23 protein-coding genes and 1 pseudogene are annotated in these 25,328 nt (G+C 67.1%); 14 read left to right on the forward strand and 10 right to left on the reverse strand.

Features of this window, described 5'->3' with window-relative positions:
• Positions 1–94: 94 nt before the first annotated feature.
• A complete protein-coding gene (oadA, locus tag ACFOJE_RS14115) occupies positions 95–1,897 on the reverse strand; it encodes a sodium-extruding oxaloacetate decarboxylase subunit alpha (protein ID WP_377815028.1) in 1,803 nt (600 codons plus the stop codon).
• A gap of 27 nt (positions 1,898–1,924) precedes the next feature.
• Complete coding sequence (locus ACFOJE_RS14120; RefSeq protein WP_377815029.1) at positions 1,925–3,340, reverse strand: acetyl-CoA carboxylase biotin carboxylase subunit; 1,416 nt, start codon at positions 3,338–3,340, stop codon at positions 1,925–1,927.
• Between the two features lie 194 nt (positions 3,341–3,534).
• On the opposite strand from ACFOJE_RS14120, the gene ACFOJE_RS14125 reads away from it, so the two are divergent.
• Positions 3,535–4,482 carry a LysR family transcriptional regulator gene (locus tag ACFOJE_RS14125; RefSeq protein ID WP_377815060.1) on the forward strand — a complete coding sequence of 316 codons (948 nt, stop codon included), beginning with the start codon at positions 3,535–3,537 and terminating at the stop codon, positions 4,480–4,482.
• Here ACFOJE_RS14125 and ACFOJE_RS14130 read toward each other — a convergent pair.
• Both ACFOJE_RS14130 and hexR read right to left on the reverse strand, forming a co-directional pair.
• Positions 4,424–4,651 carry a PA3496 family putative envelope integrity protein gene (locus ACFOJE_RS14130; RefSeq protein ID WP_377815030.1) on the reverse strand — a complete coding sequence of 76 codons (228 nt, stop codon included), beginning with the start codon at positions 4,649–4,651 and terminating at the stop codon, positions 4,424–4,426. The two genes, ACFOJE_RS14125 and ACFOJE_RS14130, sit on opposite strands and share 59 nt — an antisense overlap.
• 93 nt (positions 4,652–4,744) lie before the next feature.
• Positions 4,745–5,611 (reverse strand): transcriptional regulator HexR, encoded by an 867-nt coding sequence (hexR, locus tag ACFOJE_RS14135; RefSeq protein WP_377815031.1) that lies wholly within the window; start codon positions 5,609–5,611, stop codon positions 4,745–4,747.
• A gap of 202 nt (positions 5,612–5,813) precedes the next feature.
• On the opposite strand from hexR, the gene zwf reads away from it, so the two are divergent.
• Positions 5,814–7,238 (forward strand): glucose-6-phosphate dehydrogenase, encoded by a 1,425-nt coding sequence (gene zwf / locus ACFOJE_RS14140; protein ID WP_377815061.1) that lies wholly within the window; start codon positions 5,814–5,816, stop codon positions 7,236–7,238.
• A gap of 69 nt (positions 7,239–7,307) precedes the next feature.
• Here the strand turns inward: zwf and yihA are convergent, their stop codons facing one another.
• The gene (gene yihA / locus ACFOJE_RS14145) at positions 7,308–7,943 is read right to left on the reverse strand and encodes a ribosome biogenesis GTP-binding protein YihA/YsxC (RefSeq protein ID WP_377815032.1); all 636 of its coding nucleotides are present in this window, start codon (positions 7,941–7,943) and stop codon (positions 7,308–7,310) included.
• Between the two features lie 350 nt (positions 7,944–8,293).
• Here yihA and ACFOJE_RS14150 point away from each other — a divergent pair, with 350 nt between their 5' ends.
• The 6 genes from ACFOJE_RS14150 (at position 8,294) to ACFOJE_RS14175 (ending at position 13,993) form a co-directional block, all read left to right on the forward strand.
• Positions 8,294–8,926, forward strand: a complete 633-nt coding sequence (locus ACFOJE_RS14150; protein WP_377815033.1) for a c-type cytochrome — start codon at positions 8,294–8,296, stop codon at positions 8,924–8,926.
• 150 nt (positions 8,927–9,076) lie between these two features.
• A complete protein-coding gene (locus ACFOJE_RS14155; protein ID WP_377815034.1) occupies positions 9,077–9,718 on the forward strand; it encodes a thiol:disulfide interchange protein DsbA/DsbL in 642 nt (213 codons plus the stop codon).
• Between the two features lie 175 nt (positions 9,719–9,893).
• Entirely contained in the window at positions 9,894–10,778 is an 885-nt protein-coding gene (locus tag ACFOJE_RS14160) for an endonuclease/exonuclease/phosphatase family protein (protein ID WP_377815035.1), read from the forward strand.
• Positions 10,779–10,901: 123 nt separating this feature from the next.
• Complete coding sequence (locus ACFOJE_RS14165; RefSeq protein WP_377815036.1) at positions 10,902–11,681, forward strand: N-acetylmuramoyl-L-alanine amidase; 780 nt, start codon at positions 10,902–10,904, stop codon at positions 11,679–11,681.
• 54 nt (positions 11,682–11,735) lie between these two features.
• Positions 11,736–13,352 carry an EAL domain-containing protein gene (locus ACFOJE_RS14170; protein WP_377815037.1) on the forward strand — a complete coding sequence of 539 codons (1,617 nt, stop codon included), beginning with the start codon at positions 11,736–11,738 and terminating at the stop codon, positions 13,350–13,352.
• A gap of 149 nt (positions 13,353–13,501) precedes the next feature.
• Positions 13,502–13,993 (forward strand): hypothetical protein, encoded by a 492-nt coding sequence (locus ACFOJE_RS14175; protein ID WP_377815038.1) that lies wholly within the window; start codon positions 13,502–13,504, stop codon positions 13,991–13,993.
• Here ACFOJE_RS14175 and ACFOJE_RS14180 read toward each other — a convergent pair.
• On the reverse strand, positions 13,990–15,777 hold the full coding sequence (locus tag ACFOJE_RS14180) for an ATP-binding protein (RefSeq protein WP_377815039.1): 1,788 nt from the start codon (positions 15,775–15,777) through the stop codon (positions 13,990–13,992). The genes ACFOJE_RS14175 and ACFOJE_RS14180 overlap by 4 nt on opposite strands.
• A 3-nt stretch (positions 15,778–15,780) precedes the next feature.
• A complete protein-coding gene (gene algB / locus ACFOJE_RS14185) occupies positions 15,781–17,127 on the reverse strand; it encodes a sigma-54-dependent response regulator transcription factor AlgB (RefSeq protein WP_377815040.1) in 1,347 nt (448 codons plus the stop codon).
• A 299-nt stretch (positions 17,128–17,426) separates the two neighbouring features.
• Between algB and ACFOJE_RS14190 the strand changes: the two genes are divergently transcribed.
• The 3 genes from ACFOJE_RS14190 to ACFOJE_RS14200 all read left to right on the forward strand — a co-directional run bounded on the left by ACFOJE_RS14190 (position 17,427) and on the right by ACFOJE_RS14200 (position 18,428).
• Positions 17,427–17,861, forward strand: a complete 435-nt coding sequence (locus tag ACFOJE_RS14190) for a PA2169 family four-helix-bundle protein (protein WP_377815041.1) — start codon at positions 17,427–17,429, stop codon at positions 17,859–17,861.
• Between the two features lie 98 nt (positions 17,862–17,959).
• The gene (locus tag ACFOJE_RS14195) at positions 17,960–18,199 is read left to right on the forward strand and encodes a hypothetical protein (RefSeq protein ID WP_377815042.1); all 240 of its coding nucleotides are present in this window, start codon (positions 17,960–17,962) and stop codon (positions 18,197–18,199) included.
• Positions 18,200–18,260: 61 nt separating this feature from the next.
• Complete coding sequence (locus ACFOJE_RS14200) at positions 18,261–18,428, forward strand: DUF1328 domain-containing protein (RefSeq protein ID WP_377815043.1); 168 nt, start codon at positions 18,261–18,263, stop codon at positions 18,426–18,428.
• A gap of 335 nt (positions 18,429–18,763) precedes the next feature.
• On the opposite strand, the gene wrbA is transcribed toward ACFOJE_RS14200, so the two are convergent.
• The gene (gene wrbA / locus ACFOJE_RS14205; RefSeq protein WP_377815045.1) at positions 18,764–19,360 is read right to left on the reverse strand and encodes an NAD(P)H:quinone oxidoreductase; all 597 of its coding nucleotides are present in this window, start codon (positions 19,358–19,360) and stop codon (positions 18,764–18,766) included.
• A gap of 143 nt (positions 19,361–19,503) precedes the next feature.
• On the opposite strand from wrbA, the gene ACFOJE_RS14210 reads away from it, so the two are divergent.
• The gene (locus ACFOJE_RS14210) at positions 19,504–20,733 is read left to right on the forward strand and encodes a nucleoside recognition domain-containing protein (RefSeq protein WP_377815062.1); all 1,230 of its coding nucleotides are present in this window, start codon (positions 19,504–19,506) and stop codon (positions 20,731–20,733) included.
• A 17-nt stretch (positions 20,734–20,750) separates the two neighbouring features.
• Here ACFOJE_RS14210 and ACFOJE_RS14215 read toward each other — a convergent pair whose 3' ends face one another.
• Positions 20,751–21,158, reverse strand: coding sequence for an SMI1/KNR4 family protein (locus ACFOJE_RS14215; protein WP_377815046.1), 408 nt, complete (start codon positions 21,156–21,158; stop codon positions 20,751–20,753).
• Between the two features lie 168 nt (positions 21,159–21,326).
• Between ACFOJE_RS14215 and ACFOJE_RS14220 the strand changes: the two genes are divergently transcribed.
• Positions 21,327–22,709: a diguanylate cyclase gene (locus tag ACFOJE_RS14220; RefSeq protein WP_377815047.1), complete on the forward strand. Its 1,383-nt coding sequence runs from the start codon at positions 21,327–21,329 to the stop codon at positions 22,707–22,709.
• A 323-nt stretch (positions 22,710–23,032) separates the two neighbouring features.
• On the forward strand, positions 23,033–24,412 hold the full coding sequence (locus ACFOJE_RS14225) for a diguanylate cyclase (RefSeq protein WP_377815063.1): 1,380 nt from the start codon (positions 23,033–23,035) through the stop codon (positions 24,410–24,412).
• A 63-nt stretch (positions 24,413–24,475) separates the two neighbouring features.
• Here the strand turns inward: ACFOJE_RS14225 and tssI are convergent.
• Positions 24,476–25,328: pseudogene (gene tssI, locus ACFOJE_RS14230) on the reverse strand (type VI secretion system tip protein TssI/VgrG); the annotation flags it as partial.

Raw genomic sequence — 25,328 nt, forward strand, 5'->3', positions numbered from 1 at the left:
GCACGGCTGGCAGCGGGCCAGAACAGGAAAAAAAAAGGGAGCCTTTCGGCTCCCGAAACTTACCGCCTTGAAAAACTCGGGGGATACGCCGGCCTCAGCCGGCGATCTCGATCAGCACCTCGCCCGGGTTGACCCGGTCGCCCTTGGCCACGTGGACCGCCTTGACGGTGCCGGCGATCGGCGCTTGCACCTCGGTCTCCATCTTCATCGCTTCGGTGATCAGCACCGCCTGGCCGGCCTTGACCGTGTCGCCTTCCTTGACCAGGACGTCGACGATGTTGCCCGGCATGCTGGTGCTGACGTCGCCCGGCGCGCTGGCCTGCTTGCGCTTGCCGGTGCCACCGGCGACGAACTCGTTGAGCGGCTCGAACACCACCTCTTCCGGCACGCCGTCGATGGACAGGAAGAAGTGACGCTTGCCCTCGCCGCGGATGCCGACGCCGGTGATGTCAACCCGGTAGCTCTCGCCGTGCACGTCGATGACGAACTCGGTCGGCACGCCCTCGCGGGAGGCGCTGGCGCCCGGGGTCGGGATCGGCAGCAGGGCCTCGGGCTGCAGGGTGCCGGCCTCGCGCTCCTCGAGGAACTTGCGGCCGATGTCGGGGAACATGGCGTAGGTCAGCACGTCCTCCTCGCTCTTGGCCAGCGCGCCGATCTCGGTGCGCAGGCGGGCCATTTCCGGCTTGAGCAGGTCGGCCGGACGCACGTCGATGACCTCCTCGCTGCCGATGGCCTGGAAGCGCAGGTGCTCGTTGACCTCGCCTGGGGCACGGCCGTAGCGGCCCTGCAGGTACAGCTTGACCTCGTTGGTGATGGTCTTGTAACGCGCGCCGGCGAGCACGTTGAACACCGCCTGGGTGCCGACGATCTGCGAGGTCGGGGTGACCAGCGGCGGGAAGCCGAGATCGGCACGCACCTTCGGGATCTCCTCGAACACCTCGTTGATGCGGTGCAGGGCGCCCTGCTCCTTCAGCTGGTTGGCCAGGTTGGACATCATGCCGCCCGGCACCTGGTTGACCTGCACGCGGGTGTCGATGCCGGTGAACTCGCTCTCGAACTGGTGGTACTTCTTGCGCACGTTGTAGAAGTACAGGCCGATCTCCTGCAGCAGCTCCAGGTCCAGACCGGTGTCGTAGGGGGTGCCGCGCAGGGCGGCGACCATCGACTCGGTGCCCGGGTGGCTGGTGCCCCAGGCGAAGCTGGAGATGGCGGTGTCGATGTGGTCGGCGCCGGCTTCCACGCCCTTGAGCTGGCACATGGCGCCCAGGCCCGCGGTGTCGTGGGTATGGAGGAACACCGGCAGGTCGATCTCGGCCTTCAGCGCGCCGACCAGTTCGGCGGTGGCGAAGGGAGTCAGGAGGCCGGCCATGTCCTTGATGGCGATCGAGTCGACGCCCTTCTCCTGCATGCGCTTGGCCAGCTCGACGAACGAGGCGGTGGTGTGCACCGGGCTGGTGGTGTAGCTGATGGTGCCCTGGGCGTGCTTGCCGGCGGCCTTGACCGCCTCGATGGCGGTACGCAGGTTACGCACGTCGTTCATCGCGTCGAAGATGCGGAACACGTCGATGCCGTTGACCGCGGCCTTGGCAACGAAGGCCTTGACCACGTCGTCGCTGTAGTGGCGATAGCCGAGCAGGTTCTGCCCGCGCAGGAGCATCTGCAGGCGGGTGTTGGGCAGCGCGGCGCGCAGCTTGCGCAGACGCTCCCACGGGTCTTCCTTGAGGAAGCGCACGCAGGCGTCGAAGGTGGCGCCGCCCCAGACTTCCAGGGACCAGAAGCCGACTTTGTCCAGCTTGTCGCAGATCGGCAGCATGTCCTCAAGGCGCATGCGGGTGGCGATCAGCGACTGGTGGGCGTCACGCAGGATGGTGTCGGTGACGTGGATCTTCTTGTTCATTCAGCAATCCTCTTGGCCAGCGGCGGGTTAGAGCCCGGCATGGGCGGCGATGGCGGCGGCGATGGCCAGAGCCAGCTCGCCAGGCCTGCGCTTGATCGAGTAGTTGAGCAGTTCCTGGTGTTCGTCGACGAAACTGGTGTTGAACTGCCCGCTGCGGAAATCCGGGTTGCGCAGGATCTCCTGGTAGTAGGGCGCGGTGGTCCTCACACCCTGCACGCGCATGTCGTCCAGGGCGCGCGCGCCGCGGGCCAGAGCCTCTTCCCAGGTCAGCGCCCAGACGATCAGCTTCAGGCACATGGAGTCGTAGTACGGCGGAATGGTGTAGCCGGTGTAGATCGCCGTGTCGGTGCGCACGCCGGGGCCGCCCGGAGCGTAGTAGCGGGTGATCTTGCCGAAGCTGGGCAGGAAGTTGTTCTTCGGGTCCTCGGCGTTGATCCGGAACTGCAGGGCGTAGCCGCGGTACTGGATGTCCTCCTGCTTGACCGACAGCGGCAGGCCGGAGGCGATGCGGATCTGTTCGCGGACGATGTCGATGCCGGTGATTTCCTCGGTGATGGTGTGCTCCACCTGGACCCGGGTGTTCATCTCCATGAAGTACACCTCGCCCTCGGCGAGCAGGAACTCCACGGTGCCGGCGTTCTCGTAGCCCACCGCCTTGGCCGCCTTGACCGCCAGCTCGCCGATGTAGGCGCGCTGCTCGGGGGTCAGCTGCGGGCTCGGGGCGATCTCGATGAGCTTCTGGTTGCGGCGCTGGATCGAGCAGTCGCGCTCGAACAGGTGCACGGTGTTGCCGAAGCTGTCGGCCAGCACCTGGGCCTCGATGTGCTTCGGGTTGACGATGCACTTCTCGAGGAACACCTCGGCGCTGCCGAAGGCCTTGGTCGCCTCGGAGATCACCCGCGGGTAGGCGTGCTCCAGCTCCTCGACGCTGTTGCAGCGGCGGATGCCGCGGCCGCCGCCGCCGGAGGTGGCCTTGAGCATCACCGGATAGCCGATGCGCTCGGCCTCGCGCAGGGCCTCGGCCAGATCGGCGACGTTGCCCTCGGTGCCGGGGGTGCAGGGCACGCCGGCGGCGATCATGCTGCGCCGCGCCTCGGTCTTGTCGCCCATGCGGCGGATCACCTCGGCGCTCGGGCCGACGAACTTGATCCCGCGCTCGGCGCAGATTTCCGCCAGTTCGGCGTTCTCGGAGAGGAAGCCGTAGCCGGGATGCAGCGCATCGCAGCCGGCCTCCACCGCCAGGTTGACCAGCTTGCGCGGGTTCAGGTACCCGGCGAGGGGGTCTTCGCCGATGCTGTAGGCCTCGTCGGCACGTTTGACGTGCAGGGCCTGGCGGTCGGCTTCGGAATAGACGGCCACCGAGCGGATGCCCATCTCGGCGCAAGCGCGCACGATGCGGACGGCAATCTCTCCTCGGTTGGCGATTAACAGTTTCTTGATCACTGGGGCTGCCCTCACTGGAAGCTAGGCGACCGAGCGGTCGGTCGACGCGGACCGAGACCTGCGTCCGGCTGCTCTATCACCCTACCCCGCGTGAGCGATTAACCAAAATCAATAATTATTGGGTTGGCTATTAGCAAAAGCTTATAGTTGACGAAAAACCGCTCACCGAGGGCCTTTGCATGCGTAAGTCGCTGATGCGCATCACCCTGCGCCAGCTGCAGATCTTCCGCGCGGTCTGCGAGAGCCGCTCCTACAGCCGCGCCGCCGAGGAGATGGCGCTGACCCAGCCGGCGGTCAGCCTGCAGATCCGCCAGCTCGAGGAGCTGATCGACCAGCCGCTGTTCGAGTACGTCGGCAAGAAGCTCTACCTGACCGAGGCGGCCGAGGCGCTGATGCGCGCCAGCGCGGACCTGTTCGGCCGCCTGGAGAGCCTCGACATGCAGCTCTCCGACCTGCGCGGCTCGCTGAAGGGCCAGCTGCGCCTGGCGGTGGAATCCAGCGCCAAGTACTTCGTCCCGCACCTGTTCGCCGCCTTCCGCCGCCAGCACCCGGAAGTCAGCCTGCAGCTGACCGTGGTGAACCGCGCCCAGGTGATCAAACGCCTGGGCGACAACCGCGACGACCTGGTGATCATGTCCCTGGTCCCCCAGGACATGGCCCTGGAGTTCCTGCCCTTCCTCAACAACCCGATCGTCGCCGTGGCGCCGCCCGAGCATCCGCTGTGCCACCTGGCCAGGCTGAGCCTGGGCGACCTGACCGACTACCCGCTACTGGTCCGCGAGCCCGGCTCCGGGACGCGCAAGGCCTGCGAGGAATACTTCCAGCAGAAGCGCGCGCACTTCGCCCAGACCGTCGAGGTGACTTCGCTGGACGCCCAGAAGGAGTCCGTGCTGGCCGGCCTGGGCCTGGCCCTGCTGCCACGCCACGGGGTGAACCTGGAATTGGCCACCGGCCTGCTCCGCGAGCTGCCGGTGGAGGAGCTGCCGCTCTACCGCAGCTGGTGCCTGGTGCACGCCAAGGGCAAGCGCCTGAGCCCGGTGGCCCAGGCGTTCCAGACCTTCATCCGCGAGGAGCGCGCCCAGATCAGCGCGCTCGCGGGTCGCTTCGCAGGGAAGATTCCCGAGAAAACTGCAGCGAACTAGCGAGGATGTGATCGGGATAGTCATCGATCTCTCCATGCAACCGCCGCTGCTCGTCGTACTGCTCGATGGCCCGACGGAAGTGCATCCGGCGCTGGTCCTGGAGCTTGCGGCGAGCCTTGGAATCGAGGGGATGGAGATAATACGGGGCGCTTTCCTGGTGGCGGGACATGAGAGTCTCCCCGGTCGGGATGGGAGCTCTAGCATGGCCGCCGGGGCATGACGCTTTCGCGTCAGCCCGATGAAGCGATGATGATGCGGCGCCTCAGTCTTCCTGCACCTTGAGCGTCTTCGGCGACAGCCGCAGGCTGCGCAGGCTGCGCTTGACGCTCTTGAGGTGCTTGACCAGGCTCGGACCGCGGGCCATGGCCACGCCCATGGCGAGCACGTCGATCACCACCAGATGGGCGATCCGCGAGGTCAGCGGAGTGTAGACGTCGGTGTCCTCGTGCACGTCGATCGCCACGTTGATGTCCGCCAGCTCGGCCAGCGGGGTCTGCCCCGGACACAGGGTGATCAGGGTCGCGCCGGTCTCGCGGACCAGGTTGGCGGTGATCAGCAGATCCTTGGAGCGCCCGGACTGGGAGATGCAGATGGCCACGTCGCCCGGCTGCAGCGTGACCGCCGACATGGCCTGCATGTGCGGGTCGGAGTAGGCGGCGGCGGTGAGCAGCAGACGGAAGAACTTGTGCTGGGCGTCCGCCGCCACCGCACCGGAAGCGCCGAAGCCGTAGAACTCGATGCGCTGGGCCTTGGCGATGGCGCCGATGGCGCGCTGCAGGGCCGCCGGATCGAGGTGCTCGCGCACCTCCATCAGGGTGTGCAGGGTGGTGTCGAAGATCTTCAGACTGAAGTCGGTGACGGAGTCGTCCTCATGGATGGCAAACTGGCCGAAACTGGCGCCGGCCGCCAGACTCTGCGCCAGCTTCAGTTTGAGGTCCTGGAAGCCGCTGCAGCCGATGGCCCGACAGAAGCGCACGATGGTCGGCTCGCTGACGCCGACCTCCTGGGCCAGTCCCGCCATCGAGCTATGCATCGCCGCCGCCGGGTCGAGCAGCACGTGGTCGGCCACCTTCAGCTCGGATTTGCGTAATAGATGGCGCGATTGGGCGATTTGCTGCAGAAGATTCACGGAACTGGACTCGGTTGACGGATCGTCGAGAGGAGCTCGCGGGCTTCGGGCGGGCCGGGCGCGGCCGCACCGCCGCTCGCCACCCTGCTCGACGGTCAGTATGATCAGGAACGGGCTGTAGGAATTTTGTAGTTATACTACATGACCCGCTCCGAGCCCAAACCCAAGCGCTTTGGAGGTTGTTGTGACCCTACCCTGCGACATGCTGGTTTTCGGCGGTACGGGCGATCTCGCGCTGCACAAGCTTCTGCCGGCACTCTATCACCTGCACCGTGACGGGCGCCTGCCGGCCGACATGAACATCCTAGCCCTGGCGCGCAAGCCGATCTCCGTCGAGGACTACCGAAAGCTGGCCGAGCGCCATTGCCGCGCCCATGTACCGCGGGCCAGCTTCGATGCCGAGACCTGGCGTGCCTTCTCCGCGCGTCTCGATTACTTCCCCATGGATGCCAGCCAGAGTGCCGACTACAGCCGCCTCGCCCGGCATCTCGGCAGCCACTGCCAGCGCGGTCGCATCTACTACCTGGCCACCGCGCCGAGCCTGTTCGAGGACATCGCCGCCTACCTGTCCATCGCCGGCCTGGCCGACGCCAACACCCGCATCGTCCTGGAAAAGCCCATCGGCCACTCTCTGGAGTCGGCCCAGGCGATCAACCAGTCGATCGGCAAGGTGTTCCAGGAGACCCAGGTGTTCCGCATCGATCACTATCTGGGCAAGGAAACGGTGCAGAACCTCATGGCGCTGCGCTTCGCCAACGCCCTGTTCGAGCCGATCTGGCGGGCCGGGCACATCGATCACGTGCAGATCAGCGTCTGCGAGACCCTGGGCGTGGAGAACCGCGGCAGCTATTACGACCAGGCCGGTGCCATGCGCGACATGCTGCAGAACCACCTCCTGCAACTGCTCTGCCTGGTCGCTATGGAAGCGCCGGTGCGCTTCGATGCCGAGGCAGTGCGCAACGAGAAGGTGAAGATTCTCGAGGCCCTGAAGCCCATCGCCGGCCTCGACGTGCGGGACAAGACAGTGCGCGGCCAGTACACCGCCGGACGGATCGGCGGGCAGGAGGTTCCTGCGTACTACTTCGAGAAAAACGTCGACAACGACAGCGATACCGAGACCTTCGTCGCGCTCCAGGCGGAAGTCGACAACTGGCGCTGGGCCGGCGTGCCGTTCTTCCTGCGCACCGGCAAGCGCATGGCGAAGAAGAGTTCGGAGATCGTCATCCAGTTCAAGCCGGTGCCGCACCGGCTGTTCCACGAGGGCCAGGCCAACCGCCTGCTGATCCGTCTGCAACCGCAGGAATCGATCAGCCTGCAGCTGATGGCCAAGAGCCCGGGGCGAGGCATGCACCTGGAGCCGGTGGAGCTGGATCTCAACCTGGCCCAGGCCTTCCGCCAGCGACGCCGCTGGGAGGCCTACGAGCGCCTGCTGCTGGACGTGATCGAGGGCGACTCGACCCTGTTCATGCGCCGCGACGAAGTCGAAGCGGCCTGGCGCTGGGTCGACCCGATCATCAGCGGCTGGCACGCCTTCTACCAGCGCCCGCGGCCCTACCCGGCCGGCTCCTCGGGCCCGGAACAGGCGCACAGCCTGCTGGAGCAGCAGGGCAAGGCCTGGCTCGAATGAGAGGCGCAAGGCCTGCATGCGGCGAATCCGTTCGCCGGACATAGCACGAGCTGGCGAACGGATTCGCCCCTACGGCTCGCTCCCCTCCTCGACCAGACCGAGCCAGTGCGCCATCACCTGCTGAGCCTCCTCGACACCCTGCCGCTTGGGCGCCGAGAACAGCTGGATGCTGACGTTCTCGCCCCAGCCCTGGCGGATATCCCGCTGGACCTTGAGCAGGGCGTTCTTCGCCGCGCCGAAGGCGAGCTTGTCGGCCTTGGTCAGCAGGATGTGCATGGGCATGTCGCTGGCGGCGGCCCAGTCGAGCATCAGACGGTCGAAGTCGGTCAGCGGATGGCGGATGTCCATCAGCAGGATCACGCCGACCAGGCTGCGGCGACTGCCCAGATAGGCCTCCAGATGGTGCTGCCAGTGCTGCTTGAGGGGAATCGGCACCTTGGCGTAGCCGTATCCGGGCAGGTCGACCAGACGGCGCTGGTCATCGAGACGGAAGAAGTTCAGCAGCTGAGTGCGTCCCGGGGTCTTCGAGGTGCGCGCGAGGTTGGCGTGGGTCAGCGTGTTCAGGGCGCTGGACTTGCCGGCGTTGGAGCGGCCGGCGAAGGCCACCTCGTAGCCGTCATCGGCCGGGCACTGATCGACCTTGGCTGCGCTGAGGATGAAAGCAGCCTGTTGGCACAGGCCTAGAATGGGGTTCTTGGATGACATCGATGGGTTTCCGCTGAGCGGCGCCAGGCAAAGCTTGGAGCCGTGTCGTTTCCGTTTCGGTGCCGGCAGTATATAATGCTCCGGATTTGTGTGCGCTTTGTCCCTGTCCCAGGGTGAGTGTTCACGGGAACGATAAGGTCGACCGCACGCCTGACCGCGTGGCGTTCCCTGCGAGAGGCCTGGCTCCTGAAGAGCACGCTGTCCGCCGCTGTATCGTGATGCTGCCCTTCGCCGCCAGACCACCGGGATGTTTCCGGGCCCAGGGATTGCCGATATTGCAGGGAATTGCCGTGAAGCCGCTCATGTCGGGCCATAACCTTTTTATCCCTTAGCCGTAGTTGGATTAGCTGATGAACAAAGTACTCGTGAGTCTGCTGTTAACCCTGGGTATCACCGGTGTCGCTCATGCCGCAGGCGATGCTGCCGCAGGCCAGGCCAAAGCAGCCGTATGCGGCGCCTGCCACGGCCCGGACGGCAACAGCGCCGCGCCGAACTTCCCGAAACTGGCCGGGCAGGGCGAGCGCTATCTGCTCAAGCAGATGCAGGACATCAAGGCCGGCACCGCTCCGGGCGCCGCCGCCGGCGTCGGTCGCAACGTCCCGCAGATGACCGGCCTGCTCGACGGCCTGAGCGATCAGGACATGGCCGACATCGCCGCCTACTTCTCCTCGCAGAAGATGGGCGTCGGCGCTGCCGATCCGAACCTGGTCGCCGCCGGCGAAGCCCTGTACCGCGGCGGCAAGCTGGCCGACGGCATGCCCGCCTGCACCGGCTGCCATTCGCCCAACGGCGAAGGCAACGCTCCCGCCTCCTACCCGAAGCTGGGTGGCCAGCATGCCCAGTACGTCGCGACCCAGCTGACCAACTTCCGCGAAGGCGTACGTACCAACGACGGCGACAGCATGATCATGCGCTCCATCGCCGCCAAGCTGAGCAACAAGGATATCGCCGCGCTGTCCAGCTACATTCAGGGTCTGCACTGAACGAAGCGGGTCACAAACGGCTCAAAGAGGGTGGCATAAGGCCACCCTTTTTTATTGGCCATGCCCCTACAATAGAGGAACCCGCCTCAGCCGCCACGGGTCGTAGGCTGGTCGCCCGCGAGTTCCCCACCTGCAACGGAGTAGTAATGCATGCGTAAACTGATTCTCAGCGCCGTTCTCGCCAGCGCAAGCCTGCTCGGCATGTCGGCCGTCCAGGCCGAACCGGCCCAGGACATCCAGGCCGGCAAACAGTACGTCGAGCTGAGCAGTCCGGTGCCGGTGGCGCAGCCGGGCAAGATCGAGGTCGTGGAGCTGTTCTGGTACGGCTGCCCGCATTGCTACCAGTTCGAGCCGAGCATCAACGCCTGGGCCGAGAAGCTCCCCGAGGACGTGCATTTCCTGCGCATCCCGGCCATGTTCGGCGGCCTGTGGAACGTCCATGGCCAGCTGTTCCTCGCCCTGGAGTCCATGGGCGTCGAGCCCAAGGTCCACGGGGCGATCTTCGAGGCCATCCACAAGGAAGGCAAGCGACTCTCCACGCCGGAGGAAATGGCCGACTTCCTGGCCGCCCACGGCATCGACAAGGACAGCTTCCTCAAGGCCTACAACTCCTTCGCCGTGAAGAGCCAGATGGAAAAGGCGAAGAAACTGGCCATGGCCTACCAGATCAGCGGCGTGCCGGTGATGATCGTCAACGGCAAGTATCGCTTCGATCTCGGCACGGCCGGCGGTCCGCAGGGCACCCTGGCGGTGGCCGACTATCTGATCGCCAAGGAGCGCGCCGCCCGGTGAGGGCCCAGGCATGCAGGCGTGTGGTAGCTGGACAGGCCAGGTGCGGCGGAGTAAAAGAGTACGAGCGTTCCTCCCTCCGGTGCTGCGCCAGCACCCATGCTTGCTGAGCCTTTCCGCATGCCGTACAGCCAGCCACCGATGCGACTCCGCCTCGTTCACACCCACAGGGGGCAACATGCTGCGTCGGCGCAGTCATGACCGCAATGCCGGCCCGGGCAAGGCCCGGGTCAACCCGCAATGCCTCGATTCGACCGGACTGCCCTGCAATGGCCGCCTCCGCCTGTTGAGCTTCAACATCCAGGTCGGCATCAGCACCGAGGGCTATCGGCACTACCTGACCCGCAGCTGGCAGCACCTGCTCCCCCATCCGGGGCGCGCGGCTAACCTGCAGCGGATCGGCGAGGTCCTCGCCAACTTCGACCTGGTGGCCCTGCAGGAAGCGGACGGCGGCAGCCTGCGCTCGAACAACGTCAACCAGGTCGAGCACCTGGCCCAGCTCGGCGGCTTTCCCTACTGGTATCAGCAGCTCAACCGCAATCTCGGCCGCCTCGCCCAGCATAGCAACGGCGTGCTCAGCCGCCTGAAGCCCACCGCCCTGGAGGACCACCCCCTGCCGGGACCGCCGGGGCGCGGTGCGATCCTCCTGCGCTTCGGCGAGGGAGACGAGGCCCTAGCGGTGGTGATGATGCACTTGGCCCTGGGCCGCAAGGCCCGCACCCGCCAGTTGGCCTACGTCCGCGAACTGATCGGCGGCTACCGGCACCAGGTGCTGATGGGCGACATGAACACCCACGCCAGCGACCTGCTGGAGCATTCGCCCCTGAACGACCTCGGCCTGATCGCCCCCCAGATCGGCGGCACTTTCCCGAGCTGGCGCCCGCAGCGCTGCCTCGACCATATCCTGCTCAGCCCCAGCCTAACCCTGGAGCGCGTGCGGGTGCTGCCGAAACCGATCTCCGACCACCTGCCGGTCGCCGTGGAAATACGCCTGCCGGAACACCTCGACCAGGACGCCCAGTCGCAGACCGCCGCCCGCCAGGCCTGCGTCGCCCTGAGCTGACGGCCCCGGCTCGTCCGAAAGGCTGTCTTCCGCTACGCATTCCCGGCGCGTATGGTCTGCTTCGGGAAGGGCGGACGGGTGGATGCCCTTCCCTGCCGATGTCCTGCAGAAGTTGCCGATTCGATGAGACCGTTCCTCCTCCTCCTGACCCTCGCCCTGCTCGCCGGCTGTGCTGGCGGGCCGCGCATCGACACCCGCTACACGTCGCGGGCCCAGGACAGCCGTGTGCAGTTCGTCGTCCTGCACTACACTTCGGAGGATTTGCCGCGTTCGCTGCAGTTGCTCACCCGGGGCGAGGTCAGCAGCCATTACCTGATCGGTTCCAGGCCGGCGACCATCTACCGTCTGGTCGACGAGAATCGCCGTGCCTGGCATGCGGGGCAAAGCCAGTGGCGGGGACGGACCTGGCTGAACGCCAGTTCGATCGGCATCGAACTGGTCAATCCCGGCTACCGGGATACCGCCACCGGCCAACGCCTCTGGTATCCCTACCCACGGGAGCAGATCGACGCGCTGATCGTGCTGCTCAAGGACATCGTCAGGCGCCATCGGCTGCCGCCGGAGGCGATCGTCGCCCACAGCGACATCGCCCCGCTGCGCAAGGTCGATCCCGGTCCGCTGTTTCCCTGGAAGCGCCTGGCCGAAGCCGGCCTGATTCCCTGGCCGGATGCCACCCGGGTGGCCCAGCTGCACAACCGTTTCGCCGTCGCCCTGCCGAGCATCGGCTGGTTCCAGGAGCAACTGGAGCGCCAGGGCTACGCGATAAACCGGAGCGGCGTGCTCGACGCGCAGACGCGGCGGGTCATCGCCGCCTTCCAGATGAAGTACCGTCCGGCCCGCTTCGACGGCGAACCGGACGCCGAGACCGCAGCCTTGCTGGCCACCCTGAACGGATCGGGATGAGAAGGAGGCAACGCAACGGCTTTGACCTGAAAGGGAACTTCGGGGGTGCCGATCATGTGGCAAGCCATGCGCGGATTGCGCCAACGCCTCGACCATCCCTGGCGGATGGCCGCACTGGCGACCCTGCTGAGCCTCCTGCTGCTGGTCCTGGGCAGCCTGGGGCTCGCACTGATGCAGGCGCGCGAAGCGGAGCGTGAGGCGCTCGATGCGCGCGGCGAACGCTTCCTGCAGCGCATCGAACAGGTCTTCGGCCAGCTGCGACAGGCCCTCGACCGCCTGGAACGCCAGCCGCTGCGCCAGTGCGACCGGACCATGCAGGAACTCCTGGCGCAGATCAGCTTCGACCATCGCTTCGTCCAGGAAGCGGCCTTCATCGACGGCGACCAGCACTGCTCCAGCCGGCTGCAGCGCCCTTCGACGCCACCCCGGCGCGCGGCCGACGTCCAGGCCCCGCCCCATCGCTACTGGCTGGACACAACGGCCGAGCCGAAGGGCGACCTGGCCGCCCTGGTGCTCGCCCGCGGCCCCTTCCACGTCTTCGCCGCCCGCGCCCATCTGCTCGACATGGTCGACCTGTCGGACGGCGCCGACCTCTACCTGATCCCCCGCGGCAGCCGGTGGGCGCTGCCGATCCTCGGCGCGAGCCAGCCGTGGCCGCTCGGCCAGAGCGCCACGGATGATCCGGAGCCAGACACGTTGCGGACCCTCGGCGACCGGCTGCTCTACCGGATGGCCGGCGACGATCCGGCCTACCAGCTGGCGCTGGTGGTGCCCAGCGCCAGCCTCCACCAGCGCATCCATACGACCTGGCACGCCTGGCTGCCGGGTTGCCTGCCGCTCGCGCTGCTGATCGGCGCCAGCACCTACCTGCTGGTGCGAACCCGCCAGTCGCTCGAGCGGGAACTGCAGGCGGCGCTGGATCACCGGGAGCTGCGGGTGCACTACCAGCCGATCTTCGAGCTCGCCAGCCGCCGCTGCATCGGCGCCGAGGCCCTGGTCCGCTGGCGGCGACCGGACGGCAGCCCGATCAGCCCGGAGCTGTTCATCCCGCTGGCCGAATCGACCGGACAGATCCGCCAGATCACCGAGCACATGCTGCAGCAGGTGCTCGAAGAGCTCGGCGAACTGCTGCGCGAGCATCCGGAGCTGTACGTCTCGGTTAACCTGGCCGCCTGCGACGTATGCGAGCCGCGGGTAGGCCTGCTGGCCGAACGCCTGCTGGCCCGCTATCGGGTCAGCCCTGCGCAGATCGCCTTCGAGATCACCGAACGCGGGCTGCTCGATCTGGACAGCGCCCGCAGTCATCTGGAGGGCCTGCGCGCGCGCGGCCACCGGGTGCTGATCGACGACTTCGGCACCGGCTACGCCAATCTGGCCTACCTGCAGGAACTGCCGGTGGACTGCCTGAAGATCGACCGCGCCTTCATCGCCGCCCTTCCGGCCGATGCCGGCGGCCGGGGCGTCGCCCCGCACATCATCCGCATGGCCAGGGACCTGCAGATCAAGGTGATCGCCGAAGGCATCGAGCACGAGGAGCAGGCGCGCCTGCTCGTGCTCGAGGGCGCCGACTACGGCCAGGGCTGGCTCTTCGCCCGGCCGCTGACCGCTGATCAGTTCCGCGAGCTGATCGGCAGGCAGTCCGGCGAACTGCCGGCGATCCGAGTGGCCTGATCGGCGGGAAACGCTTTGTTTCCGCCCTTTGACCGTTCTTTACCCTCGCTCAACGCTTCATGACATTGAGTGAATAATTCCCGTACGGAGGCTCGCTAGAATTCGCCCGCCCCAGAAACATGCGTCGAATTCATCCAGGCCGAGAATCCATGATCGAGAAACCTGCGTTCCCCCTCTCCCGCACGGCGGACACGCTCGTCCTGCGGCTCAAGGACGATCTGCACGCGGCCCTAACCGCCCAGGCCAGGCAAAACTGGCGCAGCATCGACAGCGAAATCGTCTTCGGCCTCCAGTCCTGGCTCGCCGGTCCGACGCGGATGCTGCTGCGCAAGCGGATCCTCAGCGACCACCTCGGCGCGGCCCGTACTCGCGAGGCGCTGGAATCGGTCGAGCACCTCGACTTCTGCCGCGCCGCCGGAACGATCCCACTGGCGATCCGCCTGCCGGAGGGGATGCACGAACGGCTCGCCGGACTGTCCGCCAAACTGGGCCTGACGGAAAACCGACTCCTGCTGAACGCGCTCTGCTGGTGGGTCAACATCAGCCGCGACCTGCGCTGCCTGCTCGAGCAGGCCGAAGCCCCCACGCCGAACCCCGCCGGGGGCCGGCGCGGCCTGCCCAGGACGGCCGCGCAGGACTAGATCGGCAGCACCACGTAGAACAGGGTTCCCTGCCCGGGGCGCGAGCGCACGCCGAGACGGCCGCCGTGCAACTGGGCGATCTCCTTGCACAGCGCGAGGCCCAGACCGGCGCCGCCCTGCTTGCGGCCGACCTGCACGAAGGGTTCGAACACCCGCGTCTGCTGGCTGTAGGGAATGCCCTCGCCGCTGTCCTGGACCCCGATCATCACCGCCCGGCCATCGTGGCGCCGGCCCAGCAGGCGGATCTGCCCGCCGGACGAGGTGTGCCGCAAGGCATTGCCGAGCAGGTTGTCGATCAGCCGCTCCATCAGCAGGACATCCAGCGACAGCCGCGGCAGTGATGGCTGCAGCTCGACGTCCAGGCCGACCCCCTGGCTCTGCGCCTGGCCGGCGAAACGCTGCCGGGCGTGCTCCAGCAGCTCGGCGCAATCGCACGGCTGCCGCTCGAGCTGCTGCTGGCCGCTGCGATAGCGGGAAAAGTTCAGCAGGTCCTCGATCAGGCGGACCAGACGGCGCATCTCCTGATCCAGGGTGTCCAGCAGTTCGCGCTCCCGCGAATCGGGGGCGAAGCGGTCCCGCAGGCGCTCGCGCAGCAAGCCGAAGGCCATGTGCATGCCGGTGATCGGCGTGCGCAGCTCATGGGAGGCGCGCAGGACGAACTCGTTGCGCACCCGCTCGTAGGCGCGCTGGTCGGTGACGTCCTGCAGCACCATGACCGCCCCGAGCACCCGGCCGTCGTCGTGGCTCACCGCGCTCAGGTGCCAGGCGAGCAGGCGCTGTTCGCCGCCGACCTCGATGACCAGATCCTCCGGCGGCTTCGCCAGCGGCTCGTTGCGCAGCACCTGGTGCACCGCCTCGTCCAGCTGCGGCCGGCCGAGCGCCTCGCCGAGGCGGAGCCCGAGCCGCTCGGAATCCCAGCCCAGCTGGCGTTGCGCTACCGGATTGCAGTGTTCCAGGCAGCCGCGACGGTCGATGATCAGCAGGCCGTCGTCGATGCTGTCGAGCAGCGCCCGCAGGCGCCGCTGGCTGCTGAGCAGCGCCTCGACGTTGGTCTCCTTGAACTGGCGCAGGGTCTCGGCCATCAGCCCGAAGCGCTGGCTGAGGGAGGCCAGCTCGCTGACCGGCGTGAGCGGCAGGACGATGTGGAACTGGCCCTGGCCGATCTGGTCGGCGGCCCGCGCCAGCGCCTCGATCGGCTCGGCGACGCGGCGGGCGATGACGTGGGCGGTGAAGAAGCCGACCAGCAGCACGCCGAGGCCGAGCACGCCGATCAGGTAGGAGAACCACTCGGCGCGCCGCAGATTCCTCGTCTCGCCGCGCTCCAGTTGCCTGAAACCACCAAGCTGCAACGCGGCGAGGCTGTCGCGCACCTCGATCATGCCGCGGGTCAGGAGCGCGTTGCCGGACAGCGATGCGGCCTGCTGGGCCGGATCGAACAGCAGGCTGCGATGCGCCTGGTAGGCGCTCTGCAGCTTCTCGAACAGCGGCAGGTAGTCGTCATCGGCGGCGATCTGCCAGGCCGTCTGCCCCAGGGCGGCACGGAAGCGCCGGTCGGATTCGCGCAGCTGGTCCCAGTCCGGCGCCGGATCGAGGCGCAGGAGGATCTGGTTGCTGATCTCCTGGCGCATCTCCATGGTGCCCTCGAGCATCCGCAGGTTGCGCTTGAGCAGGCCGCTCTGCTCGCCGGTCAGCAGCAGCAGGCCGAGCAGACCGATCACCAGCCCGAACAGGGCGACTGCCATCAGCGCCGAACTGCTGAGGAACAGCTTGCTGCGCAGCCTCACCGTTCACAGGCCGTACTGCTTGCGCTTGCGGTAGAGGGTCGAGGCGTCGATGCCGAGGGTTCTCGCGGCCTGCTCGAGGGTGTCGCTGGTGGCCAGGATGGCGGCGATGTGGGCCTTCTCCAGCTCCTCCAGGGTCAGCGGCGTACCCACCCGCGGCGCGCTGATGCCCGGCTGCTCGCCGAGGCCGAGATGGCCGAGGCCGATCAGCTCCTGCTGACAGATGATGCTCGCGCGTTCGACGACGTTGCGCAGCTCGCGGATGTTGCCCGGCCAGCGGTAGTTCTGCAGCGCCTGCCGCGCCGGTTCGCTGAAGCCGCGCGCCGGGCGTCCGTAGTTCTTGATGAAGAACAGCAGGAAGCGCTCGGCCAGTGGCAGGACGTCTTCCGGCCGCTCGCGCAGCGGCGGCAGGTGCAGGGTGATGACGTTCAGCCGGTAGAGCAGATCCTCGCGGAAGCGCCCGTCGCGGGTCATCTCCTCCAGGTCGAGGTTGGTGGCGGCGAGGATGCGCACGTCGGCACGGCGGGTGACCGGATCGCCGACCCGCTCGTACTCCTTGTCTTGGATGAAGCGCAGCAGCTTGGGCTGCAGGGGCAGCGGGAAATCGCCGATCTCGTCGAGGAACAGGGTGCCGCCGTCGGCCTGGTAGACCCGCCCGAGGGTGCTCTGGGTGGCGCCGGTGAAGGCGCCGCGGTTGTGCCCGAACATCTCGCTCTCCATCAGCTCGGCGGACAGCGACGGGCAGTTGATGGTGACGAAGGCCTTGCTCGCCCGCCGGCTCCAGCCGTGGATGGAGCGGGCCAGCTCGCCCTTGCCGGTGCCCGACTCGCCGAGGATGAGGATGTTGGCATCGGTGTCGGCCACCTGCCGGGCGGTCTCCAGCACGGTCATCATCGCCGGGCTGTTCGAATCCGGCAGGTCGCTGGGACGGTGCAGCTCGCCTTCCAGCGCTTCCAGGCGCGCCGCCAGGCGCCGAACTTCCAGCTGCTTGGCGGCGGCCAGGCGCAGCTGGTCGGGACTGCAGGGCTTGACCAGGTAGTCCGCGGCGCCGGCCTGCATGGCGTCGACCGCGGTGTCCACCGCGGACAGCGCGGTGACGATCACCACGCGCATCCAAGGCGCCTGGCTGCGCAGCAGTTGCAGCACCTCCAGACCGCTCTCGCCGCCGAGGCGCAGATCGAGAAAGCACAGGTCGAACACCTGGCGCTGCAGGAGCGCCTCGGCCTGGGGTCCGCTGCTGGCCGTCGCCACGCTGTAGCCGCTGTCCTCCAGGCAGTAGCGGAAGGTCCGCAGAATCGCGGTCTCGTCGTCCACCAGGAGAATCCTGCCACTGCCTTCAGTCGGTTGCTCCATGTTCGCTGTCCCCGTGTCGTGTGTTCGTGCGCACTGCCCCCGCCCTAGGCATTCAGCGTAGTTGCAAACCCCGGCGGCGCGGACGACGGGGGATGTCCCTCCGTCGCGAAACGCGGGCCAGCGTGCAATTTGCACGGCCGAATCCGGGCAATCCTGCACACTGCACGCAGCGAGGCCGCCCCCTGGGAGGCTATCTCGTTGAAAAGCAACGGATTCGCTCCGACCGGAATTTGGCATAGCGCTTGCGCTGGATGTCTCCATCCCAGTGATGGCGAGCGCCGTACTCCGGAGGCAGACCGATGAAGAGCAGCGACAGTCAGCTCAACGAGCTGATCGAGATCACCCGCGACGGCCAGCACTTCTATCAGCACGCGCTGAACGAGGTGAAGGACGAGCAGATGCGGCAACTGTTCCGCGACATGGTCCAGACCAAGGCCGAGGTGATCCAGGCCTTGTCGTCCAAGGTCGCGTCCGACCTGGAACAGCCCTCCATGGGCGGCACCCTGGTGGGCAAGCTGCGGGAAGCCTATGCCGATACCCGGGCGCGCTTCGCCAAGAACGAAATCGCCGTCTACGTCAGCCAGCTGGAAGCGGCCGAAAGCCGCATCGTGCACGCCTTCGAGGACGCGCTGGAAAGCGCCGAGCCGGAGGTGCGCACCCTGGTCGCCGCGGAGATGCCCAAGGTGCGGGCCTGCCACGACCGCATCTGGACGCTGAAGAAGACCCTGCAGTGAACATCCGTGCAGGTCATGCAGAACGCACGACAGCCGCCCGGCAGCGGCAGCCGTGGCGGGTATCCGGTCCTGCGTTCACCGGACACGAGGATTACCAGATGAGCCGTCGTCCATTCCGCCTTGCCCTGAACGGCAAGAGCCTGACCGCAACCCTGGCCCTGGCCCTGGGCATGGCGCTCGCCCTGCCCTGCAGCCATGCCGAGCGCAACCCCGGCCCCCAGCAACCCCTCGGACGAACGCTGCCGCCGATCGAGCGGGCGCAGCCCGCCAGCTTCGGCCAGACCCTTCCCCCGGCGGCCAGCCGCCCGTTCTCGCGCCAGCAGCGCTGGGTGTTCTGATGGGAAGAGGAGCGATTTTCCATGGGGGGTGTCTTCATAGAAACGGCAGAGGAGAACCATCATGTTGAGCTGGGCCATCACCTTCCTGATCATCGCCATCATCGCCGGCGTGCTCGGCTTCGGTGGCATCGCCGGCACTGCCACGGGTATCGCGAAGATCCTCTTCATCCTGTTCCTGGTGCTGTTCGTCGCCTCCTTCCTGTTCGGCCGCATGCGCGGGCCGCGCTGACCAACGGCACCCGCGGCCGGCGGCGGCATTGACGGGTGTCACGATAGCTTCAAGCGGCGCCGGTACAGTGATCGGCGCTGGCAGGGATGCAGCGTGGGTTTCTCAAGCGGATCGCGACCAGGGACGGACGCAGGCTCGGCCAGAGACGACCGGGCCTTGTCCCAGGGCGGGATGACCAGGGGGCCGGGTTGCTCTGAACGCAAGGTTCGGAGCCGACCCAGGGGTACAGGGAGTACCTCCGGCGAACGGGCCGGGTCAGACAGCGCTGCGCCGGGAGCGGTTCGACCGCTCTCCGGCCGGCAGCAACCATCCTTCCTTTCTCTTCCCTCCTACCTCTACAGCATGCGCGCCGTCAGTCTGGCCACATGGGCCCCCTGGAATCGGGCCAGGATCAGCTCCTTCTCGCTCGGCTGGCGCGAGCCGTCGGCACCGGCGACGGTCGCCGCACCATAGGGCGAGCCGCCGCGCAGTTCGCTGATGTCGCTGAGCTCCGCCACCGCGTACGGCAGGCCGACGATCACCATGCCGTGGTGCGCCAGGGTGTGCCAGAACGAGGTGATGGTGGTTTCCGAACCGCCGCCGGTGCCGGTGCTGGTGAAGACGCTGGCGAACTTGCCGACCAGCGCACCGCTGACCCACAGGCCGCCGGTCTGGTCGAGGAAATTGCGCATCTGCGCGGTCATGTTGCCGAAGCGCGTCGGCGTGCCGAACAGGATGGCATCGTAGTCCGCCAGCTCCTTCGGCTCGGCCACCGGGGCGGCCTGATCGAGCTTGGCGCCGGCCTTGCGCGCCACCTCTTCGGGCATGGTCTCGGGCACGCGCTTGACGGTCACTTCCACGCCGGGAACGCTGCGCGCACCCTCGGCGATAGCTTCGGCCATGCGCTCGATATGGCCGTACATGGAGTAATAGAGCACGAGGATCTTCTTCATGGGACCTCCTGGAGGGTGATCCGACAGGTATAGCAGCGCATCGCCGGCCTCGTCGGACAACGAAGCGCCGGGCCGGTCCGCGGCCGTCCCCATCGCCCGTGCCAGCCGCTATCATGCGCGGCCAAGACTTGCGGGAGTTCGACATGCTCAACGGCCTCTGGCTGGGTTTCTTCCTGATCGCCGCGCTGACCGCCTTCGGCCGCTGGCTGCTGGGCGGCGACGCCTCGGTGTTCGCCGCGCTGGTCGACAGTCTGTTCGCCATGGCCCGGCTGGCGGTGGAGGTGATGGTCGTGCTGTTCGGCACCCTGACCCTCTGGCTGGGCTTCCTGCGCGTCGCCGAGAAGGCCGGTCTGGTGGACCTGCTGGCACGCCTGCTGGGGCCGCTGTTCCGCCGGCTGATGCCGGAGGTGCCGCCCGGCCATCCGGCGCTGGGGCTGATCACCCTGAACTTCGCCGCCAACGGCCTGGGCCTGGACAACGCGGCCACGCCGATCGGCCTCAAGGCCATGCGCGCCCTGCAGGAGCTCAACCCGAACGGGGCCACGGCGAGCAACGCGCAGATCCTCTTCCTGGTGCTCAACGCCTCGTCGCTGACCCTGCTGCCGGTGTCGATCTTCATGTACCGGCTGCAGCAGGGCGCGCAGGACCCGACCCTGGTGTTCCTGCCGATCCTGCTGGCCACCAGCGCCTCCACCCTGGCCGGCCTGCTCGGCGTGGCCTTCATGCAGCGGCTGAAGCTCTGGGACCCGGTGGTGCTCGCCTACCTGCTACCCGGCACCCTACTGCTCGGCGGCTTCATGGCGCTGCTCGCCGGGCTCTCGGCCACGGCGCTGGCGTCGCTCTCCTCGCTGCTCGGCAACCTGGTACTGTTCAGTCTGATCCTGCTGTTCCTGCTGCTCGGCGCGCTGCGTCGGGTGCCGGTGTACGAGCAGTTCGTCGAGGGCGCCAAGGAAGGCTTCGAGGTGGCGAAGAATCTTCTGCCCTATCTGGTCGCCATGCTCTGCGCGGTGGGCGTGCTGCGCGCTTCGGGAGCGCTGGACTACGCCCTGGAGGGGATCCGCTGGGCGGTCGAGCTGGCCGGCTGGGACAGCCGCTTCATCGAGGCCCTGCCCACCGCCCTGGTCAAGCCGTTCTCCGGCAGCGCGGCGCGGGCCATGCTGATCGAGACCATGCAGAGCAAGGGCGTCGACAGCTTCCCGGCGCTGGTCGCCGCCACCGTGCAGGGCAGCACCGAGACCACCTTCTACGTGCTCGCCGTGTACTTCGGCGCGGTGGGCATCCAGCGCGCCCGCCACGCCGTGGGCTGCGCCCTGCTCGCCGACTTATGCGGGGTGCTGGCGGCGATCGGGGTGTGCTACTGGTTCTTCGGCTGAGCCGCCTGGACCGGGGCTCAGCTCTCCAGCCAGACGTCCTTGACCCAGTGCCAGACCGAGTCCCAGCTCTCGTCGGTCAGCTCGGCGGAGTCGCCGTCCCAGAGCAGCACCTGGCCTTCGATGTCCACCACGTAATAGTCGCGCCCGGCCTGGCACAGGGGCACCAGGTCGCGCGGCACGCCCAGATCCCAGGCGGTGGCGGCGACTTCCGGCAGGTAGGTATGCGATTGCGGGTCGCTGGCGGTTACCGGCTCCAGGCTGCCGTAGACCACGTCGCTGACCTTGAGCAGGAACTCGCGCAGTTCGAAGGGCAGGTTGATCAGCAGCTGCTCCTCGATCTCCACCAGCAGGTCCTCGTCCGGCAGCTCCAGCGGCACCGGCACCGGCTCGTTGAGTTCACGCAGTTGTTCGATGACGTCTTCCACGGCCTTGCGCCCTCAGCTTCGAATGCGGCCTTTATACATTAGTTGAGAACCGCCGGCATGGATGAGCGGTTGCATTGACCTAGGCCCTGCAAGACTAATAGCACTTTGGGAGCATAACGCCCCTCCGCGGCGTCGCGGTGTTGTGTTCACAGAGAGATAGAGTGTCGTATGTCCAGTATTACCCCTGAGCAGCAGGCCCTCGAATGGCAGCGGTTGATCGAGCAATTTCCCCCGGAAGTCACCGCTCGGGTCAAGGAACTGACCGGCACCCACCAGGCGGAGCTGGCGGTCTTCTTCTACGAGCAGATGCTGGAAGACCATGATGCCCGGGAGTTCCTCTCCCACGATCAGGTCAAGAACCGCCTGGAGCACTCCATGCGGGAATGGATCGGCTCGCTGTTCCCCGAGTCTCCCGACCGGGAGCGGCTGCTCGCGCTGATCGCCCAGCAGAAGAAGATCGGCGAGATCCATGCGCGCATCAACATCCCGGTGCACCTGGTCCTGCGCGGGGCGCGCCATCTGAAGAACCGCTACACCGCCCTGCTCCACCAGCAGGGACTGGACGACAACGACCGGCTCGGCGCCATCCGCCTGGTCACGCAGGTGATCGACCTGGCCATGGAGATCATGTGCGGCGCCTATTCCAACGCCCACGACCGCCACTCGCGGCAGGAGGAAGGCTACCGGCTCTTCTCGGTGATGCAGAACATCGGCAACGAGCGGGAGCGCCAGCGCGCCGCCCTGCTCGACTGGGAAAACCAGGTGATGTTCGCCCTGGCCTCCGCCCACGGAGCGGTGCAGCTGGCGAAGCTGTCGATGTCGGAATTCGGCCTCTGGTTCCAGCACAAGGGCGCCTATGCCTTCGAGGGCACGAGCGAGGCGGTACGGATCCTGGAGAGCATGGAACACATCGACAGCGCCCTGCTGCCGACTTTCACGGACCTCGCCACCGAAGGCGGCGAGCGTTTCGGACGACTGCGCGACCTGCGCGAGCAGACCAAGCTCATCCTGTTCCATCTGGACAACCTGTTCTCCGAGATGCACGAGCTGGAGGGCGGCCGCGACGCCCTGACGCGCATGCTCAACCGCAAGTTCCTGTCGGTGGTGATGGGCAAGGAGGTGGCCTACGCGCAGCACAGCGGCCGGGCCTTCGCCGCGCTGCTGATCGACATCGACCACTTCAAGTCGATCAACGACAGCCTCGGCCACGAGGCCGGCGATCACGTGCTGCAGCAGGTCGCCACCCTGCTCAGCAACAACTGCCGCGGCGGCGACTACGTGTTCCGCCTGGGCGGCGAGGAGTTCCTCGTGGTGCTGGTCGACATCAACGCCAACAGCGCGCTGGGAGTGGCCGAGAAGCTGCGCCGGCAGATCGAGCAGGAACGCTTCCAGCTGCCGGGCAACCAGACGCTGCAGCTGAGCGTGAGCATCGGCCTGGCCCTGCACGACGGCCATCCGGACTACCAGCACACCCTGCGCCGCGCCGACGAGGCGCTGTACGCGGCCAAGCACGGCGGTCGCAACCGGGTGGTCGTGGCGAAAGCCCGGTAGCGCCGCCCGCGCGGCCATGGCCCGCTCCATGGCCGCCCCCCGGGCCCCGGCCGTCATGGCTTCTCCATCCCCAGACGCTTTCCCCCGGCCGTGATCTCGGCCGGTCTGGCAGATACCGGCTGCCTGCACGGCATTCCCGCCCGAAGGCGACGATGCCCAGCCAGCCGTCCCGGGCGGACAACCGCCGGAATGTGGGGGAAAGGTATGGATAAATGTCGAAAAACTTACGCACGGCCGGCTGGCATGTTGGCTGGCACTTTGCGAGCATAGCCGACCCCGACGAGGCGGTTCGGGATGTGGCGTTCACCGAGAGACAGATGATCATGACCAGTATTCCCCCTGAGCAGCAGGCCCTGGAATGGCAGCAGCTACTGGAGCAGTTTCCTGCCGAAGTCGCCGCACAGGTCAAGGAGCTGGCCGATATCCATCGGGTTACGCTGGCCACCTACTTCTACGACCAGATGCTCGAGGACCAGGAGGCCAACCGCTTCCTCTCCCACGACCAGGTCAGGACCCGCCTCCACGGCAGCCTGCAGCAGTGGATCGGGCAGCTGTTCTCCGCATCGGCCGACCGCGAGCGCCTGCTGGCGCTGGTCGCCCAGCAGAAGCAGATCGGCGAGATCCATGCGCGCATCAACATCCCCGTGCACGTGGTCCTGCGCGGCGCCCGCCATCTCAAGCACGAATTTCTGGCCCTGCTGCTCCGGCAGGAAATCGCCAGCCAGCAGAAGCTGCAATGCACCCGGCTGATCGTCGCCACCATCGATCAGTCCATGGAGATCATGAGCCGCGCCTACTCCGACGCCCACGACCGCAACTCGCGCAGCGAGGAAGGCTACCGCCTGTTCTCGGTGGCGCAGAACATCGGCAGCGAAAAGGAGCGCCAGTGCTCGGCCATCCTCAACTGGGAGAACGAGGTGATGTTTGCCTTCGCCATGGGCCTCTCCTCCGTACAGCTGCCGCGGATGGTGAGTTCGGAGTTCGGCCTGTGGTTCCGCCACAAGGGAGCCTACGCCTTCGAGGGCACGACGGAAACGGAGCAGATCCTGCAAGGCATGGAGCACATCGACGAGGAGCTGCTGCCCCTGTTCAACCAGTCGGACAGGAGCGCCGAGCAGCGCCTGCAGGACCTGCGCAACCTGCGCGAACAGACCAAGAGCATCATCTATCACCTGAACAACCTGTTCGAGCAGATCAACGTGCTGGAGAGCGGCCGCGATGCCCTAACGCGCATGCTCAACCGCAAGTTCCTGCCGGTGATCCTGTCCAAGGAAGTGGCCTACGCGCTGCACACCCATCGCTCCTTCGCCGTACTGGCCATCGATATCGACCACTTCAAGTCGATCAACGACAGCCACGGTCACGAAGCGGGCGATCTCGCCCTGCAGCAGGTCGCCACCCTGCTCAGCAACAACTGCCGCGGCGGCGACTACGTGTTCCGCATGGGCGGCGAGGAGTTCCTCATCCTCCTGGTCGACATCAACGAGAACGGTGCGCTCGGGGTGGCCGAGAAACTGCGCCAGCAGATCGAGCAGGAACGCTTCCAGATGCCCGGAGACCGGATGCTGAAGGTGACGGTCAGCGTCGGTCTGGCCCTGCACGACGGCCATCCTGACTATCAGCGCCTGCTGCGCCGGGCCGACGAGGCCCTGTACGAGGCCAAGCACGGCGGCCGCAACCGGGTGGTCGTGGCGCGGGGCTAGTCCGGGCAGGAGAGCGGCCCCACCCTCCCCGAAGCCTCACGACTGCTGTTTCAGTGCCCGGATCAGCAGCGCCCCGGCCCGATCCGTATCCGCCGGCACCGGCCGTCCCGGCAGTACGGGCGCAGCGCTCGTGCCCTCGCCCGGACTGCCGCCCGAGTTGATCCGGATCAGCGGCCCGACCAGGGCGATGCCTTCGGCGTCCAGTTTGACGAAGCTTCCGGCGACCCTGAAGGTCAGCTCGCTGCCGGCCTCCAGAACCAGCTTGAGGCCGCTGGAAAGGTGGATCTCCTGGCCGGACTCGATGAACTGGCTGACGCCGATCTTGAGGTGCTGGTCGTTGCCGACGGTCAGATGGTCGTCGGCTCGCACTTCCACCCGGCGATCGAGGTGGGTGGTGCGATGTTCCTCGCCCCCGAACTCGCTGTAGGCGTTGGCCTCCACCCTGTCGTGCCGCTCGTGGCCGCCCCGGATCTTCTGGTCGTGCTCGATGTCCTGGTCCCAGTCGCGCTGGGCGTGGACGTAGATCTGTTCCTGCCCCTGGCGGTCCTCGACCCGCAGCTCGTTGTAGCCCCCGCCGCCGGGGCTGCTCAAAGTCTTGAACACCGTGCGGGTCTTGTTGGCCGGCAAGTCGTAGGGAACCGGATGCTCCTTGTGAAACAGGCAGCCGCTGACCAGCGGCTGGTCCGGGTCGCCTTCCAGAAAGGTCACCAGCACCTCCATGCCCACCCGCGGCACGGCAATGCCGCCGTAGCGGTTGCCGGCCCAGCCCGAGGCGACCCGCAGCCAGCCACTGGTCCTGTCGTCGGCCTGGTCCTCGCGGTCCCAGTGGAACTGCACCTTGACCCGCCCGTAGGCGTCGCAGTGGATCTCCTCGCCGGGCGGGCCGGTGACCACCGCGGTCTGGCTGCCCAGCACC

The organism is Azotobacter bryophylli (genome assembly GCF_042643485.1).
Taxonomy (GTDB): Bacteria; Pseudomonadota; Gammaproteobacteria; order Pseudomonadales; family Pseudomonadaceae; genus Azotobacter; species Azotobacter bryophylli.

What these genes read in the sequence shown, in the direction of transcription:
- oadA (WP_377815028.1), bottom strand. Translation starts at nt 1,897, where the DNA reads ATGAACAAGAAGATCCACGTCACCGACACCATCCTGCGTGACGCCCAC.
- ACFOJE_RS14125 (WP_377815060.1), top strand. Translation starts at nt 3,535, where the DNA reads ATGCGCATCACCCTGCGCCAGCTGCAGATCTTCCGCGCGGTCTGCGAG.
- ACFOJE_RS14130 (WP_377815030.1), bottom strand. Translation starts at nt 4,651, where the DNA reads ATGTCCCGCCACCAGGAAAGCGCCCCGTATTATCTCCATCCCCTCGAT.
- zwf (WP_377815061.1), top strand. Translation starts at nt 5,814, where the DNA reads ATGCTGGTTTTCGGCGGTACGGGCGATCTCGCGCTGCACAAGCTTCTG.
- yihA (WP_377815032.1), bottom strand. Translation starts at nt 7,943, where the DNA reads ATGTCATCCAAGAACCCCATTCTAGGCCTGTGCCAACAGGCTGCTTTC.
- ACFOJE_RS14150 (WP_377815033.1), top strand. Translation starts at nt 8,294, where the DNA reads ATGAACAAAGTACTCGTGAGTCTGCTGTTAACCCTGGGTATCACCGGT.
- ACFOJE_RS14155 (WP_377815034.1), top strand. Translation starts at nt 9,077, where the DNA reads ATGCGTAAACTGATTCTCAGCGCCGTTCTCGCCAGCGCAAGCCTGCTC.
- ACFOJE_RS14160 (WP_377815035.1), top strand. Translation starts at nt 9,894, where the DNA reads ATGCTGCGTCGGCGCAGTCATGACCGCAATGCCGGCCCGGGCAAGGCC.
- ACFOJE_RS14165 (WP_377815036.1), top strand. Translation starts at nt 10,902, where the DNA reads ATGAGACCGTTCCTCCTCCTCCTGACCCTCGCCCTGCTCGCCGGCTGT.
- ACFOJE_RS14170 (WP_377815037.1), top strand. Translation starts at nt 11,736, where the DNA reads ATGTGGCAAGCCATGCGCGGATTGCGCCAACGCCTCGACCATCCCTGG.
- ACFOJE_RS14175 (WP_377815038.1), top strand. Translation starts at nt 13,502, where the DNA reads ATGATCGAGAAACCTGCGTTCCCCCTCTCCCGCACGGCGGACACGCTC.
- algB (WP_377815040.1), bottom strand. Translation starts at nt 17,127, where the DNA reads ATGGAGCAACCGACTGAAGGCAGTGGCAGGATTCTCCTGGTGGACGAC.
- ACFOJE_RS14190 (WP_377815041.1), top strand. Translation starts at nt 17,427, where the DNA reads ATGAAGAGCAGCGACAGTCAGCTCAACGAGCTGATCGAGATCACCCGC.
- ACFOJE_RS14195 (WP_377815042.1), top strand. Translation starts at nt 17,960, where the DNA reads ATGAGCCGTCGTCCATTCCGCCTTGCCCTGAACGGCAAGAGCCTGACC.
- ACFOJE_RS14200 (WP_377815043.1), top strand. Translation starts at nt 18,261, where the DNA reads ATGTTGAGCTGGGCCATCACCTTCCTGATCATCGCCATCATCGCCGGC.
- wrbA (WP_377815045.1), bottom strand. Translation starts at nt 19,360, where the DNA reads ATGAAGAAGATCCTCGTGCTCTATTACTCCATGTACGGCCATATCGAG.
- ACFOJE_RS14210 (WP_377815062.1), top strand. Translation starts at nt 19,504, where the DNA reads ATGCTCAACGGCCTCTGGCTGGGTTTCTTCCTGATCGCCGCGCTGACC.
- ACFOJE_RS14220 (WP_377815047.1), top strand. Translation starts at nt 21,327, where the DNA reads ATGTCCAGTATTACCCCTGAGCAGCAGGCCCTCGAATGGCAGCGGTTG.
- ACFOJE_RS14225 (WP_377815063.1), top strand. Translation starts at nt 23,033, where the DNA reads ATGACCAGTATTCCCCCTGAGCAGCAGGCCCTGGAATGGCAGCAGCTA.